Annotated in this window: 19 protein-coding genes; 4 read left to right on the forward strand and 15 right to left on the reverse strand. The window is 37.6% G+C overall.

Annotated features, from left to right (window positions below):
* Nucleotides 1–38: 38 nt before the first annotated feature.
* The 4 genes from AXK38_05245 to AXK38_05260 all read right to left on the reverse strand — a co-directional run bounded on the left by AXK38_05245 (nt 39) and on the right by AXK38_05260 (nt 2,651).
* Nucleotides 39–1,256 (reverse strand): integrase, encoded by a 1,218-nt coding sequence (locus AXK38_05245; GenBank protein AMH88681.1) that lies wholly within the window; start codon nt 1,254–1,256, stop codon nt 39–41.
* Nucleotides 1,257–1,337: 81 nt separating this feature from the next.
* On the reverse strand, nt 1,338–1,541 hold the full coding sequence (locus AXK38_05250; protein ID AMH88682.1) for an excisionase: 204 nt from the start codon (nt 1,539–1,541) through the stop codon (nt 1,338–1,340).
* 460 nt (nt 1,542–2,001) lie between these two features.
* The gene (locus AXK38_05255) at nt 2,002–2,232 is read right to left on the reverse strand and encodes a hypothetical protein (protein AMH88683.1); all 231 of its coding nucleotides are present in this window, start codon (nt 2,230–2,232) and stop codon (nt 2,002–2,004) included.
* The gene (locus AXK38_05260; protein AMH88684.1) at nt 2,229–2,651 is read right to left on the reverse strand and encodes a DNA-binding protein; all 423 of its coding nucleotides are present in this window, start codon (nt 2,649–2,651) and stop codon (nt 2,229–2,231) included. The genes AXK38_05255 and AXK38_05260 overlap by 4 nt, the downstream gene beginning before the upstream one ends.
* 504 nt (nt 2,652–3,155) lie before the next feature.
* On the opposite strand from AXK38_05260, the gene AXK38_05265 reads away from it, so the two are divergent.
* The 4 genes from AXK38_05265 (at nt 3,156) to AXK38_05280 (ending at nt 7,638) form a co-directional block, all read left to right on the forward strand.
* Nucleotides 3,156–3,509 (forward strand): DNA-binding protein, encoded by a 354-nt coding sequence (locus tag AXK38_05265; protein AMH88685.1) that lies wholly within the window; start codon nt 3,156–3,158, stop codon nt 3,507–3,509.
* Nucleotides 3,510–4,281: 772 nt separating this feature from the next.
* Nucleotides 4,282–4,452 carry a DNA recombinase gene (locus tag AXK38_05270; protein ID AMH88686.1) on the forward strand — a complete coding sequence of 57 codons (171 nt, stop codon included), beginning with the start codon at nt 4,282–4,284 and terminating at the stop codon, nt 4,450–4,452.
* 385 nt (nt 4,453–4,837) lie between these two features.
* Nucleotides 4,838–6,055 (forward strand): MFS transporter, encoded by a 1,218-nt coding sequence (locus AXK38_05275; GenBank protein AMH88687.1) that lies wholly within the window; start codon nt 4,838–4,840, stop codon nt 6,053–6,055.
* A 119-nt stretch (nt 6,056–6,174) separates the two neighbouring features.
* The gene (locus tag AXK38_05280; GenBank protein ID AMH88688.1) at nt 6,175–7,638 is read left to right on the forward strand and encodes an ABC transporter; all 1,464 of its coding nucleotides are present in this window, start codon (nt 6,175–6,177) and stop codon (nt 7,636–7,638) included.
* 117 nt (nt 7,639–7,755) lie between these two features.
* On the opposite strand, the gene AXK38_05285 is transcribed toward AXK38_05280, so the two are convergent.
* The 11 genes from AXK38_05285 to AXK38_05335 all read right to left on the reverse strand — a co-directional run bounded on the left by AXK38_05285 (nt 7,756) and on the right by AXK38_05335 (nt 17,497).
* Entirely contained in the window at nt 7,756–8,055 is a 300-nt protein-coding gene (locus AXK38_05285; protein AMH88689.1) for a hypothetical protein, read from the reverse strand.
* Complete coding sequence (locus AXK38_05290) at nt 8,042–8,410, reverse strand: hypothetical protein (GenBank protein ID AMH88690.1); 369 nt, start codon at nt 8,408–8,410, stop codon at nt 8,042–8,044. Before AXK38_05290 ends, AXK38_05285 begins: the two co-directional genes overlap by 14 nt.
* A gap of 12 nt (nt 8,411–8,422) precedes the next feature.
* Nucleotides 8,423–8,758 carry an imsC-like protein gene (locus tag AXK38_05295; protein ID AMH88691.1) on the reverse strand — a complete coding sequence of 112 codons (336 nt, stop codon included), beginning with the start codon at nt 8,756–8,758 and terminating at the stop codon, nt 8,423–8,425.
* The gene (locus tag AXK38_05300) at nt 8,755–9,000 is read right to left on the reverse strand and encodes a hypothetical protein (GenBank protein AMH88692.1); all 246 of its coding nucleotides are present in this window, start codon (nt 8,998–9,000) and stop codon (nt 8,755–8,757) included. Before AXK38_05300 ends, AXK38_05295 begins: the two co-directional genes overlap by 4 nt.
* Nucleotides 8,997–9,185, reverse strand: a complete 189-nt coding sequence (locus tag AXK38_05305; protein AMH88693.1) for a type VI secretion protein ImpB — start codon at nt 9,183–9,185, stop codon at nt 8,997–8,999. Before AXK38_05305 ends, AXK38_05300 begins: the two co-directional genes overlap by 4 nt.
* 207 nt (nt 9,186–9,392) lie before the next feature.
* Nucleotides 9,393–9,887, reverse strand: a complete 495-nt coding sequence (locus tag AXK38_05310; protein AMH88694.1) for an aminoglycoside nucleotidyltransferase — start codon at nt 9,885–9,887, stop codon at nt 9,393–9,395.
* A gap of 23 nt (nt 9,888–9,910) precedes the next feature.
* On the reverse strand, nt 9,911–10,948 hold the full coding sequence (locus tag AXK38_05315) for a transposase (GenBank protein AMH88695.1): 1,038 nt from the start codon (nt 10,946–10,948) through the stop codon (nt 9,911–9,913).
* Between the two features lie 148 nt (nt 10,949–11,096).
* Nucleotides 11,097–13,016 carry a tetracycline resistance protein tetM gene (locus tag AXK38_05320; GenBank protein ID AMH88696.1) on the reverse strand — a complete coding sequence of 640 codons (1,920 nt, stop codon included), beginning with the start codon at nt 13,014–13,016 and terminating at the stop codon, nt 11,097–11,099.
* 376 nt (nt 13,017–13,392) lie between these two features.
* Nucleotides 13,393–14,325 carry a conjugal transfer protein gene (locus tag AXK38_05325; protein ID AMH88697.1) on the reverse strand — a complete coding sequence of 311 codons (933 nt, stop codon included), beginning with the start codon at nt 14,323–14,325 and terminating at the stop codon, nt 13,393–13,395.
* Nucleotides 14,322–15,323, reverse strand: coding sequence for a peptidase P60 (locus AXK38_05330; protein ID AMH88698.1), 1,002 nt, complete (start codon nt 15,321–15,323; stop codon nt 14,322–14,324). The genes AXK38_05325 and AXK38_05330 overlap by 4 nt, the downstream gene beginning before the upstream one ends.
* Nucleotides 15,320–17,497: a hypothetical protein gene (locus AXK38_05335; GenBank protein ID AMH88699.1), complete on the reverse strand. Its 2,178-nt coding sequence runs from the start codon at nt 17,495–17,497 to the stop codon at nt 15,320–15,322. The genes AXK38_05330 and AXK38_05335 overlap by 4 nt, the downstream gene beginning before the upstream one ends.
* Nucleotide 17,498 lies beyond the last annotated feature (1 nt).

A 17,498-nucleotide genomic window follows, 5' to 3' on the forward strand; every position in this document is an offset into this window, starting at 1 on the left:
TCAGAAGTGGTAAATAAGTAGTAAATTCATTTGTACTACTAAGCAACAAGACGCTCCTGTTGCTTCTCTTTATTCAAGCGTTTCATTTCTGCCATTGCAGAATCGAATGTTGCATGTGCGTAATAGTTCAGCGTCATGGCTATATTAGCATGTCCCATAATGTACTGTAATGCCTTTGGATTCATTCCTGCATTTGCATAGTTGGTACAGAATGTATGTCGCAAACTATGTGGAGTGATGTGTGGCAATTTATCCTCGTTATACTTATTGTATTTCTTAACAAGACCTTTCATCATGCCGTTGTAATCACTTGCCACTTTTGGATAGTTCTTTCTATTAAGAAAGAGGAAATCACTATATCCATCAATCTCAACACGCTTATCATTCTTTCGATTCGCTAACACTCGCTTAAATGCTTGATAGGCTTCTTCAACCATAGGAACTTGACGTTCGCCACTTTTGGTCTTTGGTGTTTCAATGTAGTACCCAATTTCAGTATCTCTCAATAGCTGATGGTCTATATTGACAAGACGATTCTCAAAATCTAAATCTGGAAGTGTCAAACCACCAAACTCTGAAATACGAAGACCTGTTTTTAAGAGTATCAGAATTTCATCATAATTTTTGCTGTAGGTTTTATCAGCTTTTGCAAAGGCTAACAGTTTTTCTTCCTGTTCTTCTGTTAGTACGGTCTTAGGGACAGTATCATCATCAAGAACTGCTTTCAGTTGAAAGTCAAATGGATTCTTCCGAACACAATCATCTTGTATAGCAATATAGAATGAAGCCTTTAAAGAACGTTTGTAGTTATTGATGGTTTGATAAGCATAACCATTTTCACTCATTCTAATAGCCCATTCTTTAGCGTCTGATGGCTTAATACTGTCAATACTTCTTACACCTAACTTGTCTTTCTTCAAAATATCCATAAGATATTTGCGTCCAGTTTCAGTGTTTTTTCTAACCTTTGGTCTTTGAGCGTTCTGTTTTGCGTAAAGCTGGCAGAGTGTCATTTTCTTTCCTACAACATCAATACCATCATGAATGTCTTTCTGTAACTCTGCGATTTTCTCTCTAAGTGAGATACAATCACGCTTTCCTGCTGGTACTCGGTCTGTAGCCACAAGTTTCCACGAGTAAACAAATTGCGGTTCTCCAAATGAATCTATATATTTGTATAAGTATCTTCCGTCTTTTCGTTGGCTCTCTCCAGTCTTTAAGATTCGACCTTTATTGTCACGTCTTTTTTCTGACATGGCATTTGCTCCTTTCCTTTATGGAAAGAGCCTTGATACGACTTAATACTATTTTATCATATACAAGACCCTTTGGCGACGCTAGATTGCGTCCAATGTATCTATAATTTTTTCAAATTGTTTTCGTTTAATCTGAATACGATTGCCATTCATAATCAGCCAATTTGCATTTTTATTTTCCTCTGCCAAGCGTCGTAGCTTGTTTTCGCCAATACGAAAATATTTTGACGCTTCTTCAATGGTTAGGGTATAACGTTCCCAAATAGGAATGTCAGTCTGCTTCATAAAATCCTCCTTTCCAAATCACTTATTTGGATTTCATAAAAGTTGTTTTACCAGCAATCGAACAGCTTTAGCAAAGCTCACGGGAGTTCCACCCCTGCATGGTTCTCATGTAGCCATACTCATTGCCTGCGACGGTTTTATCACGCTCGGACTATTGACTGTATGGGAGTATCATTATCACGATAAGAATGTCGTTGCAGGCAATCCTGCTAAAGATTGCTTCTCGGATCACTAACATGAATCGCTCGCTATCTTTATAAGATAGGTCATGGCGGTTAGTTCCGTTGGCTCTTTTCTTATCGAAACGTATTCGATTACTTTTATTCAGTTTTCAAAGAACAATGGCTCGTTAGCCTATCAAAACACATTGAAAGCTCAATATGCTTTGGTGGAATAACAAACCTCCCTGTTCGGGAAGCGTGGAATGGTTTAGCACGCTTCCACGAAAGGAGAGAGGATATTACTTAATTTCAAATGACAAAATCTTTGTAATCAGTCTGGTTTCCATTCTTCCACGTAAGACTTCATCAACGACCATACTTTGATTGCCATATTCATCTTTCATAAGTCGTAGGGAACGCTTCGTTATGTACCCTCTGTAATGATGTAGAATCTGGTTAATCGCTTCGGTATCGCCATCTGTTGCCTTTACAATGAGAGGAAAGGGAATCATAGGATATTGTGTTTTCATTCTTCAAATTCCTCCATAAACTTTTTAATTAAGGCTAGTCCACTGGTTCTATGCCGATAGACAGTAGAACGGTTCAATTTCAACAGGTCTGCAATTTCTGAATCGCTCATGTCCATAAAGTAAAACAGCAGTAGAATTTCACGTTTCTTGTCTGGCAACTCACGTAATGCTTCACTCAACAAATCATTTTCAACGCCTACTGATAACCCATTGAGTGTAAAAATCTGAAAGTCAGTTGAATAGTTATCTGTTGTCGCAAACTGGCTAACAAGATAATCGCCAACATCCGAAAAGGACACCTCACGCTTTGCAATCCTTGAAAGATAAAGCATATAATTCTTTCGCTCGTCTTCCATAGCACGTTTACAGATATAGTCAAACTGATTTTCTATTGTGGTCTGAAAAAAAGATGGTTTCATGTTTCTCACCCCCTTTCTGTCTAGGAAAGGAAGTGAGCCTTGCTCGTTTATCTCCTTTCACTCTTAGTCCCAATGTGAAAGGGGGATTTGTTGCATTACTGATAAATAAACTTTGTAAAAAAGTTCTGAATAGCCAAAAAAGCATATAAACAGATTTATTTCTCTGTTTACATGCTTCTGTTATTCTATCTATATGATTTATAAAACCACATTGGTGGACGTACTTATCTATTGCAGATAGACGACTTTTTTTGACAAGAACCCAATGTAAGGAAATTTATTGTATATGATGTACTTCATGGCGACGTTGACCTCCAACAAACCGCCATTTGGAAGTAAGATACAATATTTTAACAGCGTAAATAGCACTACCATATAACGGTTTTTTTTATTGGCGTTTAGTAGTGCTTTTTATTAAATATAAACCTATAAACCATATAACACGTTTTTCTATACCTGTTTTTAATTCAGTAGGAACAATAAAATGTATAGAGGTGGTCTACTATGCGTAAAAAAGAAGATAAATATGATTTTAGAGCCTTTGGTTTAGCCATTAAAGAAGCTCGATTGAAACGAGGTTTAACTCGTGAACAAGTGGGAGCATTGATTGAAATTGACCCACGGTACTTAACTAATATTGAAAATAAAGGGCAACACCCCAGCATACAAGTTCTTTATGACCTTGTATCGTTACTTCATGTTTCCGTTGATGAATTTTTCTTACCTGCTAATAACTTGGTAAAAAGCACCCGACGATTACAGATAGAGAAATACATGGATAGCTTTACAGACAAAGAACTATCCTTAATGGAATCTTTAGCCAGCGGTATCAACGAAGCAAGAAACATCGAAGACTAATTAAAAGAATCCATACATAACGGAAAGAGCCGATAAAATGAGATTGTATTAATCTCATTTTATCGGCTCTGCGTCTTTGCGTCTGGCTCTGTAATCACAGTTACTTTGAACTGCTTTATTTCAATTAAATTTTCTTGTCTGCATTTCGGACAATAGAGGGGGAATTTTTTTAATTCAGTATCTTCCCTTATCTTTAATCGTGTTTTATTTCCACATACAGGACATGTTGAGGCGGTAAGTTTGCTAGTCAAGGAGTAAAACGACGAAGATTAGCATTTACTTCCGCCCATGCGATAGCTGTCCGTGATTGACAAGTGCTAGCACGCAGACAGAACGGAGATAGCGAACCGCTGAGTGTGTCGCTCTGCTCGTAAAAGCTTAGAAACCTTTGAACGAAAGGGATAATGAAAGCCTTGATTGCAAGGCTTTTTGCTTTATGGTGGGTAAGTATCAGAGTGAGAAAATTTTTGGAATGAGTAGAAGTGATAGCTAGAAATTATCAGTTTCTATTTCCATTTACCCTGTGGGTACGTGTTTGTTTCCATTGACAAGGAGTTTGTGGGAATAGAAATGTACCCACCTTGTTTGAATCAAGTGAAGTGTAGTTGAAGGAAATCTGTTGAAAGCAATACTTCATTTTACCGAATAAGTAATAATTTAGGCAACTTCAAATCGATTAAAAAAAACTATTTTAAAGGTTAAGAGTAGACAAAAATTGTCCACTCTTTTTTGCAAACTCAATTTATCAATAAATGAAATGAGGGAATGTAAAATGAAATATTTTGAGGTTGAGTTAGAAAATCCTGATGAATTTTTAAAACTACAAACAGAAGATTTTGTGAAAGCTAATCGCTTGCTACTAAGGAAGATAATCCAGAGCGTTACAGTCTATGAAGAAAACTTCGTCATATCCTTTAAATCTGGCATCGAATTGGAAGTATGAGTCTCATTCCATAACTTTTATATTGAACATATCATCTTGTTGTGTTATACTATAAATTGATATAAACAAAGATGTAGGAGGAACCGAAACTATGACAGCCTCAATGCGTTTAAGATAAGCTGGCAATAAAAAAAGCAGAATCTATACCCGATGATAGGCTTTTTTGTTGTGCTTATTTATACGATATTGAGCATTCATTAGTTACGGTGAGGATATTGGTTATTTAACTATACCTTTATTTAACTATGTCTTTAATATGAATGTTTCCAAATTGTATGTATGCAGACCAAAAGCCACATTGTGGGGTTTGGCCTGCATTTTTTATTGCCTAGAATGCTATTCAAAATAGAAATTCAAGCAAAATAATATGCAGGAGATAATATAAATGGAAAAATACAACAATTGGAAACGAAAATTTTATGCAATATGGGCAGGGCAAGCAGTATCATTAATCACTAGTGCCATCCTGCAAATGGCGATTATTTTTTACCTTACAGAAAAAACAGGATCTGCGATGGTCTTGTCTATGGCTTCATTAGTAGGTTTTTTACCCTATGCGATTTTGGGACCTGCCATTGGTGTGCTAGTGGATCGTCATGATAGGAAGAAGATAATGATTGGTGCCGATTTAATTATCGCAGCAGCTGGTGCAGTGCTTGCTATTGTTGCATTCTGTATGGAGCTACCTGTCTGGATGATTATGATAGTATTGTTTATCCGTAGCATTGGAACAGCTTTTCATACCCCAGCACTCAATGCGGTTACACCACTTTTAGTACCAGAAGAACAGCTAACGAAATGCGCAGGCTATAGTCAGTCTTTGCAGTCTATAAGCTATATTGTTAGTCCGGCAGTTGCAGCACTCTTATACTCCGTTTGGGATTTAAATGCTATTATTGCCATCGACGTATTGGGTGCTGTGATTGCATCTATTACGGTAGCAATTGTACGTATACCTAAGCTGGGTAATCAAGTGCAAAGTTTAGAACCAAATTTCATAAGGGAGATGAAAGAAGGAGTTGTGGTTCTGAGACAAAACAAAGGATTGTTTGCCTTATTACTCTTAGGAACACTATATACTTTTGTTTATATGCCAATCAATGCACTATTTCCTTTAATAAGCATGGAACACTTTAATGGAACGCCTGTGCATATTTCTATTACGGAAATTTCCTTTGCATTTGGGATGCTAGCAGGAGGCTTATTATTAGGAAGATTAGGGGGCTTCGAAAAGCATGTATTACTAATAACAAGTTCATTTTTTATAATGGGGACCAGTTTAGCCGTTTCGGGAATACTTCCTCCAAATGGATTTGTAATATTCGTAGTTTGCTGTGCAATAATGGGGCTTTCGGTGCCATTTTATAGCGGTGTGCAAACAGCTCTTTTTCAGGAGAAAATTAAGCCTGAATATTTAGGACGTGTATTTTCTTTGATCGGAAGTATCATGTCACTTGCTATGCCAATTGGGTTAATTCTTTCTGGATTCTTTGCTGATAAAATCGGTGTAAATCATTGGTTTTTACTATCAGGTATTTTAATTATTGGCATTGCTATAGTTTGCCAAATGATAACTGAGGTTAGAAAATTAGATTTAAAATAAACAATATTGGAGGAATATTTATGTATCTTATTTTCATGTAACTCTTCCTGCTAAAATCGCAGGGTTTTCCCTGCATACAAGCAAATGAAAGCATGCGATTATAGACAGGAGGAAATGTTATGGAATTAATATTAAAAGCAAAAGACATTCGTGTGGAATTCAAAGGACGCGATGTTTTAGATATAAATGAATTAGAAGTATATGATTATGACCGTATTGGTTTAGTAGGAGCAAATGGTGCTGGAAAAAGCACTTTACTCAGGGTACTTTTAGGAGAATTAACTCCCCCAGGATGTAAAATGAATCGTCTGGGTGAACTTGCCTATATTCCCCAGTTGGACGAAGTAACTCTGCAGGAGGAAAAAGATTTTGCACTTGTAGGCAAGCTAGGTGTTGAGCAATTAAATATACAGACTATGAGCGGTGGTGAAGAAACAAGGCTTAAAATAGCACAGGCCTTATCGGCACAGGTTCATGGTATTTTAGCGGATGAACCTACGAGCCATTTAGACCGTGAAGGAATTGATTTTCTAATAGGACAGCTAAAATATTTTACAGGTGCACTGTTAGTTATTAGCCATGACCGCTATTTTCTTGATGAAATAGTAGATAAAATATGGGAACTGAAAGATGGCAAAATCACTGAGTATTGGGGAAACTATTCTGATTATCTTCGTCAGAAAGAGGAAGAACGTAAGAGCCAAGCTGCAGAATACGAACAATTTATTGCGGAACGTGCCCGATTGGAAAGGGCTGCGGAGGAAAAGCGAAAACAGGCTCGTAAAATAGAACAGAAGGCAAAAGGTTCTTCAAAGAAAAAAAGTACTGAAGACGGAGGGCGTTTAGCTCATCAAAAATCAATAGGAAGTAAGGAAAAAAAGATGTATAATGCTGCTAAAACCCTAGAGCACAGGATTGCGGCCTTAGGAAAAGTAGAAGCTCCGGAAGGCATTCGCAGAATTCGTTTCAGGCAAAGTAAAGCATTGGAGCTCCATAATCCATACCCTATAGTCGGTGCAGAAATTAATAAAGTATTTGGGGATAAGGCTCTGTTTGAAAATGCATCTTTTCAAATTCCGTTAGGAGCAAAAGTGGCGTTAACTGGTGGTAATGGAATCGGAAAAACAACTTTAATCCAAATGATCTTAAACCATGAAGAAGGAATTTCTATTTCGCCTAAGGCAAAAATAGGTTACTTTGCACAGAATGGTTACAAGTACAACAGTAATCAGAATGTTATGGAGTTTATGCAGAAGGATTGTGACTACAATATATCAGAAATTCGTTCAGTGCTAGCATCTATGGGGTTCAAACAGAACGATATTGGAAAAAGTTTATCTGTTTTAAGCGGTGGAGAAATTATAAAATTGTTGCTTGCTAAAATGCTCATGGGTAGATATAACATCCTAATAATGGATGAACCCAGTAACTTCCTTGACATACCAAGTTTAGAGGCTTTGGAAATACTAATGAAGGAGTACACCGGAACTATCGTGTTTATCACCCACGATAAACGATTACTCGAAAATGTAGCAGATGTAGTTTATGAAATTAGAGATAAGAAAATAAATCTGAAACATTAAATTTAAGGTAGTCGCTGGTCAGTATAGTCTGTTCTGGTTGGCGACTCCATTGTTAAAGAGTATAAAGACTTTAGATTTTATGAATATTAAAAATAGGAACAGTCAATTGAACTGCTCCTATTTTTCTGCTAAATATATTGTAGTTTTCTTATATGTATAATGATAGATTAGCGGATTCTCATCTACGGTACTTACTTCAAATATGAAGAAGTGATCGCGGTTATCTCTGGACTTTTCCTTATTGAGGACAAAGTAATTCTTACGTGAAGTCGCCATTGTTTTTAGGATATCATCAGTTAGGAAGGTCAATGGAATATTCATGTTAGAGTAGCGGTAGAAGTCACGTTCAAAATCTTGGTAGCTCTCGCTATAATAGTCCATTTGTAGGTGATTACGCTGAAACTCAAGCTGATTCATAGAGCACCTCCTCGACAAGTTCAATACTAATAATGTCTTTTAATTTCAAATTGATGTGACCTGTTGTAGTTTTTATCAAAATGAAATCTTTGGTCAGACTTGGTATTGTTCCAGTGTAGGAAACACGCTTGTTTTTTTCAATCACTTGAATGCGTGTGCGTAGCTGCCCGGCGTATACTTGACTGAGGAGTAATAATTTCTTCTCTAGTGATAAGTCAGACATGTACGTTACTTTGTTTGTATCATCAGAGAGTGCTGATGCATGTTCAGATAGGAAAAAGCCCATCCATTTTTGCATCTTTGTATCCTGGTACTCTCTTGCTGATTGAAATGGTAAATATGAACGGTCAATCATATCAAATCCTTTCTATGCAGAGGCAAGGGTATTTTTATCAAATTGAATCGTAAAACCTTGAATTCCCCCACCTGTGTAACATTCTTTAAAGCGATTGATTACCTCAGTATAGATTATCACAGATGAGCTTGTTGGCTTAATGCTAAATGTAAATTCCAATGGTAATCGGTTTTCAGATTTAGCATGTACTAGTCGTATCGATATTTCAGTTGTTTTGAGTTTTCTCTGACGAAGTTTTGAAGTTGCTGTTTCAACGATTCCATGTAAAAATCTTTCAAGCATTTCAATATCATTACATCCTTTGCTACGGATTTCTGAAAATTGTACTGTATTTTTTTCTTGTTTCATTTTAATCCCTCCAATCCACCCGCGGAATGACCACCGATAAGTTTACTGCGTTCAATATTTCTGGAACCTTCAGTTAGGACGGTTCCTTTTTGTATGGCTAAAAAACCAAACTGTTCTCTGACAACATCAATAGCTGTCTGAAGTCTATTATCTTTTTCAATTTGTTCTACATCATCAAAGAGTGATAGTAGAGTATAGCTTTCATCTACGAAGCCACTATAAGATACACCAATTTGTCTCACTGCACCAGAGGTGTATTTTTTCGGAATAATACAAGTACATGACTCACCATTGTTTTGGGGAGATTTGCGGGTTCAATTTTATTCTGAGCATTTATAGATTTTTTCATCTCAGTCCTAGAATAGCCAATATGAATAGAAACGACAGTAGTCAATACTAGGGCTACTGTTCCGTTCCACAGTATCATTTAAAAATCATTTTCACACCCTTTCGTCTATTAGTATAGAAGAAAGCTCTCAGCACACAATATCCACTTGTAGTTTATAATAACTATCTCCTCCTTTACACTTTAATTCAAATCTTTATTAAAAAAGGCTATGTCACAACAAACAGTTGATAAATAGCCATTTTTATAGGGGAGTATCAGAACTCCCCTACAAACTGTTATTTGCAGTTATCTATACTCATTTGGAATTTCGATATGAAGTGTCTCACACAATAACTTCACATCATGTGCATCATTTTCATCAAACTCGTATCCCAGATGGAACATTACTTGACTATATGGTTCAATACAGGAAACCTCTATTTCCTCAATTCTTCCTTTACCCGAAAAAGTTTCTACCGGAAAACAATCCCCATCATAAAGAATTTCACCTTCGTCCGTATATTCAAAACAATGCAAATCAATAATTCTGTTTTTCAAATCTTCCCATACAGTATGGTTCAATGTTGTATATTCCATCTTAATCTCATAAAAGCCATTAGCTTTCATTATTTCTATAAAGTTCTGATAATCGTTCTTTTCTACAAAAATGTCAATATCATTATGGGCTCTTGACTGATATCCAAGAAGAGCATCTACACCCCAGCCACCATCAAGAAAGACTTTAATCTCCGCATCTATTGCAAATTGAAGAATCTGTTTTACATCTGTTATATTGACCATCTTATCATCTCCACAAATTCTAATTAGGCGACCAGAGGAACTGCTGGTCTGTTTGATAAATCTCTGCATTTAGCAGTTTTCAATGTTGCCAAAACGAAAGTTAAGAAGATGTTCCTTTTCTCTATGTCGCTTTCTTTGGCGTAATTTACAAGGTTATTCCACACAAGATAGTTGTTCAGATACTTGGTAGAAACACCGTTAAAGCCACGCATAAACCTCTTTAGCTGGCTATGGTAGCTATTGATATGTTGGATATTATAAATGCCTTTCTTGGCTTTGCCAGTCTTTAACTGCACAAGGTCAATGCCATTGGCATTTGTAAATCTCACATAGGAGTTCATCTTGTCCGTAACAAGAGTGGAATTGGTCTTAATCCTACCATCATAAATATGATGTAAATCTCTTGTAGAAACTCTACCAGTATTCGTAATCTTGGAGATAGACAAGCCATTCCTATTAACCGCACAAGGAACACATACCTTTTCTTGGGACAAGCCTCTGATATGTGTAGAATGACCACGCTTATGAGCCTTGCGTGGCATAGCAAATGTCTTACTCTTGCTATGATTGCCCTTGTACGAGATGGCGAAAAAAGTTTCGTCAGCCTCAATAATGCCGTCAAGGGTAACATCGTCTGCCATATTCTGAAGTGCATCCAAAATCTTGTGTCTCCAAAGGAATGCGGTGTTTCTGTGAATCCCACAAGCAACAGCAGTCTTACGAATGGATAAGCCATTCATCATACAATCAATGTACTGCTCCCACACGGACAAGTCTTTTCTTGTACCAGACACAATGGAGTTCGTAGCAATCACGAAGGACTTGCCACAATCCTTACATACATATCGCTGTGTGCCATCTTTACGATGACCATTGCGAACCACATGGATACAGCCACAAAGAGGGCATACACGACCATTTGCAAAGCGTTCCTTTGCTACGAAATCTTCAATATTCAAAGACTTTACAAAGGCAGGACTTAAAAGCATTGTTTTAAGGCTTTCCTGCTCTGCGACAGTCAACTTACCGATAATATCTAATGCGTCTTTGATAGTAGGCATATCCAATTACCTCCTTCGGTGGTACTGTTTCTTACTATTATTATACGCTATTTCTCGTCAAAAATCAACCATTTGTTGTGACAGAGCCTTAAAAAATATTTCATCTTATTTAACAAGAAACCATATTTATATAACAACATAAAATACACTAAGTTATTTTATTGAACATATATCGTACTTTATCTATCCGACTATTTGGACGACGGGGCTGGCAAACAGGTTCACCGGTAGTAACATGGTACCCTTTTAACTCTGTTAAACAAACACTACGTCCATTTGTAAAGAAAGTTAAATCACTACGATATTCTTGAATACACCGAGCAGGGATTTCTCCACTAAGAATGACCTCATTATTTTTCAATTGAGTGTCTACGATGTTCGCACAATATTTAGGAGCATCGGTGTATGCTCGTGAAAGATATTCCTGTGGCGCATAAATTTTAAAACTAAGATATGGCTCTAACAATTCTGTTCCAGCTTTTTTTAAGACTTGTTCCAATACAATAGGAGCAAGCATCCGAAAATCTGCTGGGGTACTAACAGGGCTATAGTATAAGCCATACTTAAAACAGATTTTACAGTCCGTCACATTCCAACCATACAATCCTTGTTCACAGCCATAGCGTATCCCCTCCATAACTGCATTTTGAAACGATTGATTTAAGTATCCAAGAGAAACCGAGCTCTCATACTGTACTCCGCTCCCTAATGGAAGCTGTGCTACAGATAGACCAATGGAAGCCCAGAAAGGATTCGGTGGAACTTCGATGTGAATGGTATACTCTGCTTTTTTTAACGGTCTTTCCATATAAATGACTGTAGGCTCTTTTATTTCTATCTCCACATGATACTTTTCTTGCAGCAGAGCACAAGTCACTTCCATTTGTACTTTCCCTAAGAAAGAAAGTATGATTTCATGTGTCGCAGAATCCACATAATATCGCAGAAGCGGGTCACTGTCGGAGATTTCTAAAAGTGCATCAAGTAACATTTCCCTTTGTTGAGGTTTGCTCGGTTCAACAGTCGTTTGCAGCAGAGGGAGGGGATTTTCAATTCTCTCTCTCTGTGGCAATAGCTTTGTATCTCCAAGAACACTATTTAACTTCAAAAACTCATTCTGCAAAATAACAATTTCCCCGGAATAAGCTCTATCAATCTTACATAATTCACCATTTATTGAAGTATACATTTCTGTAACTTTTATTTTTTCTTTTTCTGATACTCTAACCGAATCTCGTAAATGTAGTACTCCACTATAAAGGCGTATATATGCAAGACGTTGTCTTTTTTTTGTATATTCAATTTTGAAAACATTTCCGCAAAGTTCAGACGGACCTCGATGTGTTGATGAATAAAATTTATTAGTAATAACTTCTATAAGGTTATCAATCCCTATATTGTTTTTTGCACTTCCGTGATAAACAGGGAACAGAGAACAATTCTGAAATCTTATGCTTTCCTCTTGTTCGAGTTCCAATGCTTCTAATGATTTACCGGACATATATTTCTCTAAAAGGTCATCGTTTCCCTCTATTACCGTATCCCATTGTTCAGATTCGGTAAAGTTCGTCACACACATATTAGGATACAGTTCTACCTTCTGTTTGATTACAATTTCGGCAGAAAGTTTCTCTTTAATATCCTGATAAACCGTTGATAAATCAATTCCATTTTGGTCAATCTTATTGATAAAAAAGATTGTGGGAATCCCCATTTTCCTAAGTGCATGAAATAATATACGAGTTTGTGCTTGTACGCCATCTTTTGCAGAAATCAGTAGAATTGCCCCATCTAAAACTGATAATGAACGATATACTTCTGCTAAGAAATCCATATGTCCTGGCGTGTCTATGATGTTCACCTTCGTATTTTCCCACTGAAAAGAGGTTATTCCTGTCTGAATTGTAATTCCTCTCTGACGTTCTAAAAGCGTATTATCCGTCCTCGTTGTACCTTTGTCCACGCTTCCTAATTCTGTAATCGCTCCACTGTTATATAATAAGCTTTCTGTTAAGGTAGTTTTTCCTGCATCAACATGAGCTAAAACTCCAATATTAATAATTTTCATGTGATTTTCCTCCATTCAAAAACCCAAAAGGGCATAAAAATCCCAGTGATAAATACTTTTATCACTGGGATTTTTATGCATAACCATAGGTATACAAAGCATACAGATATTCTCTGGATACTTTAGAATCACATGATAAAGGTATTCTTAAACTGGGTACAAAAAACTAAGCCCTCCTAAAAAAGGACATCTAATTATTTGTTCCCGCTATCAAATTGACAGTTTATTTAAGAATACCTTGCCGCATATTTATTAACTCCTTTTAAATAGATACTTAAATAATAGCACGTAAGAGCATATTTGTCAAGGAATCTCCAATTTTTTATCAAAGAGAGTACGTGATTACAAAATAGCTGTAATAATGTACCAATATTTGTTATTCTATAATCTTCCAATTACTCCCGTTCTTTTCAAGTACCAAATCAAATTGAGATACCTGCGTTGCTTTGGTCTGCTGGTCGATATACTCCACTGTCAGCGATACCGTGACTTGATTATCCTTACGATTGTGAATAGGATTTACCAGTTCTTGAAAGATGTACTCTTTTCCGATTGGTTTTAATATCCCGTCATTCACATAGTAGGAAAGTTCACTGGCTGTCGCTGTAGGATAGAGCTTGAAGAACGTCGTTAAAAACTCATTGATTTCATTGGTTGTAATGGAATCAACCGTCCCCTCACTTTCAATGGCTTTTGGTTTATAACTTGATTTCTTAGGTATGTTGGTAATGGTCGGATTCTTAACCAGTACCATATTTCCAGAACCATCTACATAGACACTCACTATATAAGCAGAGTGGACGGTCTTTGTATTTTCTCCCTCTGTAATGAGCTGGTCTACACTGTAGGTTACATTAAACTCATTGTCGCCAGTTGGCTCTACCGTCCATATCTGAAATCCTCTTACAGAAGACGATACAGGAATATCTTTGCGTACTGTATCAACATTGAGAGCTTGAAGTTCATCTGTCAGATAGCCTTTTAGACTTTCCATTCGATTATCAATGGACTTATCGGATTGCTCCCATGAATAGTAGACTTTCGCAAAGTTCTCTACAAAATTTTCTACATGATGAGTATCAACGTATTCCTTTTCTATGATAGTTGTTTCGTGAATAGTATGAGTATCTATAGCTGTAAAGTGCTTGAATATCGCAAAGCTGAAACTAAGCCCTAAAAGTACCCACAAGGCAATCACAACCTTTTTATGAGGATTGACCTTATAGACACGAGGTTTCTTTTCCTTTGGTATCTGTTTTTCTTTATTCTGATTTTTTCTAAATTTCATCATTAAATCTTCCTTTCTCATTGTTTGATTCGTCCTGCTCCCACTAAATGCTGTTGCCAGTAGGGGCTTGTTAAGTCGGCATAACCGATTGGGTCGCCTGCATGAAACATACGGTTATTGCCAAGGTATATCCCAACATGAGTAATATAAGAGCCAGCGTTATAGGTAGAATGAAAGAAAACCAAATCGCCAGCTTGTGCTTCCGATAGTGGGATATGCTGGGTCACATCATATTGCTGTTGTGCGGTTCGTGGTAAGTTAATTCCAGCTTTTCCATACGTCCATTGTGTCAGTCCGCTACAATCAAAAGAAGTAGTCGGGGAAGCTCCACCGTAAACGTATCGCCAGCCCTCATATTTCAGTGCTTCGTCCATGATGGCTTGTACCGTATCATCATCAAACTCTGTTGTGACAAGATACTGCGTTACCAGTTGCACATAAAACATATTGCCATAGTTGTATCGCCAGCCCCCATTGATAGGTATGGCTATGGGATTGGGGTAAGACACTTTTTCGCCACCTGAATACTCTTTTGAGAAACTTTGAGCCAGTTCAAAGGTATATTTATTTCCACGATTAGCCACATACCCTAAGAAACCACCACCATAATTGTAGGACTGGATAACCGATTCTAAATCTACACTGAGCCTTTCGCTACTGGCTAATAATTCACTGAAATACTTCACACCTTGCTTAATGGATTCTTCTGTACTCAATGAATTAGGTGGAAGACCGAGGGATTCCGAGGACTGCATAACATCTTCCGCAGTACCGCCCGATTCCACCTGTATAATCGCAAGAAGTATGTTGACATATTCTTCAACGCCATATTCTTTGGCATATTTTTCTACCATAGGCTTATGAGCCAGCACTTCTGCGGAAACATTCACACCTCCATAATGAATATTGGAAATTCCGCTGTCCTGTTCATCTGAAAATAAAATGGCAACAAACAGAAGCAGTGAGAAGACCATCAAGAATAATCCAGAACCACCAATCACTAAAGTTTTCAACTTCATGGTTTCTTACCGACTTTCTTAATGGTGGCGGTTTTGATTGGTGGTCTACTTCTTGTATTTTGTAGTGGTACTCTTTGAACAGTAGACGGACGTTCTTTTGTGATTGGACGTTGTGAAGTTCTATCTGCTGTAGTGGTTGAAGTTGCTGGCTTTTGAACGGTTTTTTCTTGAACGGTATTGCCTTGGCGTTCCACTTTTGGACTTGAAAAATCGGACTTAACTGCTGGACGCTCTTGTTTGGCTTGTTGAGATTCCTTATATGAAGTCTGAATATTAGACTGTTTTGAGGTCTGTTCATCATGATATTGTTCTTGTCTTGTAGTCGGTCTTTCATGAACAGAAGAAGCAGGCTGTTTTTTCTGTTTGACCTGTTCCATTTCAGAGCGACGCTTCGCAATGGTTTTTCGCCTTTGTTCCTGCTGTTCCTTGCGTCCACTGGCTCTGTCCGCTTTGGTTTGAGAAATACTACTGGTTAAATCACGGACATTCTCTTTTACTTTGGATTTTCCTTGATATACTGCATATCTTGCATTGGTCGGCAAATCTTTAACCTGTTCTTTCAAACCACTAGCAGTGTCTACCATTCTGTCTTTGGTATCAGCTACTGTACCGATGGTTTGACCGATACGTTTTCCAAGTGTTGATTTTTCCTTTCCGTCTGGTCGGGAGTGATCTGCTTGTGTCCTTGCAGAACTCCCCGAACCCGACTGTCCTTTTTTACCTGTAACAATGGCAGACCCAGCCCCTAGAGTAGTCATGGAACGTCCAAGTTTCCGCTGTAGACGGTGCATGTGAGCGTGCATAAGCATACGAGGTTTTCTCATCACACGACTTCCCACACTTTGAGAATCGTTACTCTGTAGAGAAAACATACTCATTAAATCGCCCAGCTTGAAGTAGATTCCTGCAAAGGTCACAATCTGTAGAAAAGCAATCAAAAAGAACGGATAACCAGCCGATAAGGTATAGAGCATGGTTGAAATACTAAATGCTGTCGTAATAATCAATGTGATTCCAGCTCGTGTCAAAATGGTATTAAAGAGCTTTGTTATGGCTCGTTTTGACATACCATCAAATGATGGAATCATGCTTAAAATAAAGCTCACAGGCAGAAACATAGCATAGATGATAAAAAGTACCTGCGAGAAAATCATGATTCCTGTTAATAGGAATACAAATATGGAAATCCCAATATTGAAGACAAATAGGAAGAAGACTGTACCTAAACGGTTAATGGTCTTTGTAATGGTTAGATTGGTATTGCTTCTGTCTTCAATTTCTTCCGCAACAATTTTTTCTCTGTCTTCGCCATTGTTGGAATCTGGGCTGGTGGAGAGCAGGCTTTCCACACGGTCAATACCGATACTTTCAATGTCTGAACTGTTGTATTGAAGCAGTAGCCACGGTTGCTGAACCTGTATGGAAAACAGGCTATCTCTGATTAAGTCCACGCTGTCCTTGCCTTGACTATCGGAATGGGGCATGACAATCTTCGTGCCAAGTGATAAACTGGCATTACTGATGTCTGATGAAAAGTCATTGATTTTTTTAATGTAGTCGGGAGCGTAGGCAATAAAGGAAGCCGATAGGATAAACACCAGCACAAAATTCATAATGGCATGAATTGCCTTTGTGGTTTCTCTCTTTATCAGTCCCGTATAGGCAACATAAACCCCAAGAACCAAAATCAAGAGTAAGAGGAATCCAACATAGAAACCCTCTGTTGAAAATCCGTTTGCACTCACACCAGCTAAGGTCTGCATATTCTTACCAATGGAATCTGCTGTAGCGGAAATGAAGTCTAAGGAATAGGCTTCCTGTACTAAGTAACCTGTCGCATTGGAAACATACAAACTGATTGTCCAAATAAAATTGGTAATGGCATATAGTCCATACATGACCTGTTTTCCAATCCCGTCCGACCAGTTCCACGGAAGCCAGCCCCAGCTATTATCCACATAAAAATCCAGTTGATAGTTTTCAAGTGGGTATCGGCTGTATTCATTTGCCACATTGACCGTATCATCTACCAAGCCCGCAGCTTGAACCACCGTTCCCAGCATGGCTAAAAGAAAAATGGCAATCACAAGTGTGAAAGCCACTGTCATTGCCACTTTACCTAGACGTTTCAGCGTCCAGTTTGATTTTATTCTGTTTACTATTGATGGTTTCACA

The sequence above is a fragment of the Streptococcus mitis genome (assembly GCA_001560895.1).
Lineage (GTDB): Bacteria > Bacillota > Bacilli > Lactobacillales > Streptococcaceae > Streptococcus > Streptococcus mitis_Q.